Consider the following 3431-nt stretch of genomic DNA (forward strand, 5'->3'; position numbering starts at 1 on the left):
GGCGAGAGCAGCAGGTGGTCGATGCGGATGCCGTTGTTCTTTTGCCAGGCGCCGGCCTGGTAATCCCAAAAGGTGTAGACGCCAGCCGAGTCCGTCACCGAGCGCACCGCCTCGGTGAAGCCGAGATTCTTCAGCCGGCGGAAGGCCTGCCTCGTCTGCGGCTGGAACAGCGCGTCGCCCAGCCAGTTTTCGGGAAAGCGGGCGTCGGCGGGCTCCGGAATGACGTTGTAGTCGCCGGCCAGCACCAGCGCTTCCTCGAGCCGCAGGCGCTCTTCCGCCCAGCGCTCCAGCCGCGCCATCCAGGCCAATTTATAGGAAAATTTCCGCTCGTCATCGACCGGGTTGCCGTTGGGCAGATAAAGCGAAGCGACGCGCAGGGCGCCCTGGTCGGTCGAAAAGACGCCTTCGATGAAGCGGGCATGGTCGTCCGCATCGTCGCCCGGCAGGCCGCGGTTGACCTCGTCGAAACGAAGCTTCGACAGGATCGCGACGCCGTTGAAGCTCTTCTGGCCGTTGGTCTCGACATTATAGCCCAGCGCCTCGATCTCGGCGCGCGGGAACTGGTCGTCGACCGTCTTGATCTCCTGCAGGCATACGATGTCGGGCGCGCTTTCGGTCAACCAGTGGGTGAGGTTGCCGATGCGGGCGCGAACGCCGTTGATGTTCCAGGTGACGATCTTCATGCAGGCCTCGATGCTGTTCGGTCGGAGGGCGTTCGACGCAGCGGATCGTATTGCCTGTACGGCTCTTTAGAAAGGGCGTCCGGTTGCATTCCTGCCAATAGTCAGCCGACGCAGCCATGCGCTACCCGGTCTGCGCCGGTCATGGGCCTGCGAAGTTGCAGCCGATCAGATGGAGAAGCTGGTGCCGCAGCCGCAGGAGGCGACCGCGTTCGGGTTCCTGATCTGGAAGGACTGGCCCATCAAATCATCGACGAAGTCGATCACCGAGCCGCCCATATAGACCAGCGACAGATCGTCGATCAGGATGGTCGCGCCGTCCTTCTCGATGGCGACATCGTCATCATTCGCATCTGCGACGAGATCGAATTTGTAGGAAAAGCCGGAGCAGCCGCCGCCTTCGACGGAAACGCGCAGAGCGGTCTTGCCCGGTTCGCCGGCGACGATCCTGGCGATCCGCTTTGCCGCGGCGTCGGTCATTTCGACCTTCATGGCAGTCTTGGCATCCGCGCCCATCGGCGTCACCTTGCTTTCAGTTTCACATGATAGGTATGAAGCGGGCGTGGCCAAGTCAACTGGTGGATCAATGGACGAGCGGCAGGGCAAGGATGCTCTCGGCGACATCGGATTCGGCGATCGGCCGCGCGCGGCTTACGCGAGCGACCCGGCGCGCTCGCGCGGCCGCCTGTTCGACGAGCCGGAAAGCCCGACCCGAACGCCGTTCCAGCGTGATCGCGACCGCATCATCCATTCCACCGCCTTTCGTCGGCTGAAGCACAAGACGCAGGTTTTCGTCGCGCATGAGGGCGACCATTATCGCACCCGGCTGACGCATTCGATCGAGGTGGCGCAGATCGCCCGCGCGCTGGCGCGGGCATTGCGCGGCGACGAGGACCTCGCCGAGGCCGTGGCTCTTGTCCACGATTTCGGCCACACGCCCTTCGGCCATACCGGCGAGGACGCGCTCAACGAGAAGATGGCGGCCTGGGGCGGCTTCGATCACAACGCGCAGTCGCTGCGCGTGGTGACGCGGCTCGAGCGGCGCTATGCCGAATTCGACGGGCTGAACCTCACCTGGGAAACGCTGGAAGGGCTGGTCAAGCATAACGGCCCGTTGACCGATGCGAGCGGGAAGGGGCTCAAGGGTCCGGTGCCGCAAGCGATCCGCGACTATTCCGAACTGCACGACCTGGAGCTCGACCGCTTCGCCGGCATCGAGGCGCAATGCGCCGCGATCGCCGACGACATCGCCTACAACACCCATGACATCGACGACGGGCTGCGTGCCGGCCTGCTGACGCTGGACATGTTGGGGGAAGTCGGCCTGCCTGGCTCGATCCTGAAGGGCGTGCGTGCCAAGTACCCTCAGCTCGACGATGTGCGCACCGGCCACGAACTGATGCGCCGGCAGATCACGCTGATGGTCGAGGATGTCATCGCGTCGACCACCGCCAATATCGAACGCCTGAAGCCGGACAGCGCCGATGCGGTGCGGGCGGCGGGCGAGACCCTGGTGACGTTCTCGACAGGCATGGCCGCGGCCGAAAAGGAATTGAAGGCTTTCCTCTACAAGCATCTTTACCGGCATCCGGAAGTGATGCGGGTGCGGGCCGACGCCGAGCGCATCGTGCGCGAGCTGTTCGACGTCTATTTCGCCGATCCGCGCGCCATGCCGGATGGCTGGCGCGAAGGGCTCGACCGGGCCGAGGACCGCATCAAGGCGCGCAGCGTCGCCGACTTCCTGGCCGGCATGACGGACACCTATGCCTTGAAGGAACATCGGCGTCTGTTTGACCATACGCCCGATTTGGGCTAGGGCGAGCCTCGATTTTGCCGGCCGTTGGGCCGGTCGCCTCTTAAAGCCCAGAGCACTTCCAATGAATATCTTCGCCGATTTCAACGCGCGGATCGTAAAGGCCGTCGAAGCCCTTGACCTGAAGGACAAGGAAGGGGCCGCGCTCGACCTGTCGCGCATCGCGGTCGAGCCGCCGCGCGACGCCAGCCATGGCGACCTCGCCACCAACGCGGCGATGGTGCTGGCCAAGCCCACCGGGCAGAACCCGCGCGCGCTTGCCGAGAAACTCGCCGAAGCGCTGCGGGGCGACGCCGATATCGCCTCGGCCGAGATCGCTGGGCCCGGCTTCGTCAATCTCAGGCTCAAGGACGCGTTCTGGCACGCGCATCTGTCGGCGTTGCTCGGCGAGGGACGCAATTATGGCCGTTCGACCATCGGCGGCGGCCGCAAGGCCAACGTCGAATATGTCTCGGCCAACCCGACCGGCCCCATGCATGTCGGCCATTGCCGCGGCGCCGTGGTCGGCGACACGCTCGCCAATCTGATGGCCTTCGCCGGCTACGACGTGACCAAGGAATATGTCATCAACGACGCCGGTTCGCAGATCGACGTGCTCGGCCGCTCAGCCTTCCTGCGCTACCGCGAGGCGCTTGGCGAAGCCATCGGCGAGATCCCGCCCGGGCTTTATCCGGGCGACTATCTGGTTCCCGTCGGCCAGGCGCTGGCCGAGGAGTTCGGCCTCGGCCTGCTGGAGATGCCGGAAGACGAAGCGCTGGCGATCGTCAAGGATCGCACCGTCGATGCGATGATGGCGATGATCCGCGAGGACCTGGCGCTGCTCAACGTGCATCACGACGTGTTCTTCTCCGAGCGCACGCTGCATGCCGACAACGCCAGGAAGATCCGCGCGGCGATCGCCGACCTGACGCTGAAAGGGCATATCTACAAGGGCACGC

General features: G+C 64.8%; 4 protein-coding genes. 2 read left to right on the plus strand and 2 right to left on the minus strand.

Annotated elements, in window-relative coordinates; translation table 11 throughout:
• Both xth and erpA read right to left on the minus strand, forming a co-directional pair.
• A partial coding sequence (gene xth, locus EOD07_RS27320; RefSeq protein ID WP_127237610.1) for an exodeoxyribonuclease III occupies window positions 1–683 on the minus strand: 683 nt, incomplete at its 3' end.
• A gap of 165 nt (window positions 684–848) precedes the next feature.
• Complete coding sequence (erpA, locus tag EOD07_RS27325) at window positions 849–1196, minus strand: iron-sulfur cluster insertion protein ErpA (RefSeq protein WP_071031975.1); 348 nt, start codon at window positions 1194–1196, stop codon at window positions 849–851.
• Between the two features lie 70 nt (window positions 1197–1266).
• Here erpA and EOD07_RS27330 point away from each other — a divergent pair, with 70 nt between their 5' ends.
• Together EOD07_RS27330 and argS are read left to right on the plus strand one after the other, a co-directional pair.
• The gene (locus EOD07_RS27330; RefSeq protein ID WP_127237611.1) at window positions 1267–2496 is read left to right on the plus strand and encodes a deoxyguanosinetriphosphate triphosphohydrolase; all 1230 of its coding nucleotides are present in this window, start codon (window positions 1267–1269) and stop codon (window positions 2494–2496) included.
• Between the two features lie 61 nt (window positions 2497–2557).
• Window positions 2558–3431, plus strand: an 874-nt coding sequence (argS, locus tag EOD07_RS27335; RefSeq protein ID WP_127237612.1) for an arginine--tRNA ligase, incomplete at its 3' end; no start/stop codon positions are given.

The organism is Mesorhizobium sp. M2C.T.Ca.TU.002.02.1.1 (assembly GCF_003997225.1).

Coding starts and splice junctions, on each gene's coding strand:
- erpA (WP_071031975.1), bottom strand. CDS start 1,196: ATGGGCGCGGATGCCAAGACTGCCATGAAGGTCGAAATGACCGACGCC.
- EOD07_RS27330 (WP_127237611.1), top strand. CDS start 1,267: ATGGACGAGCGGCAGGGCAAGGATGCTCTCGGCGACATCGGATTCGGC.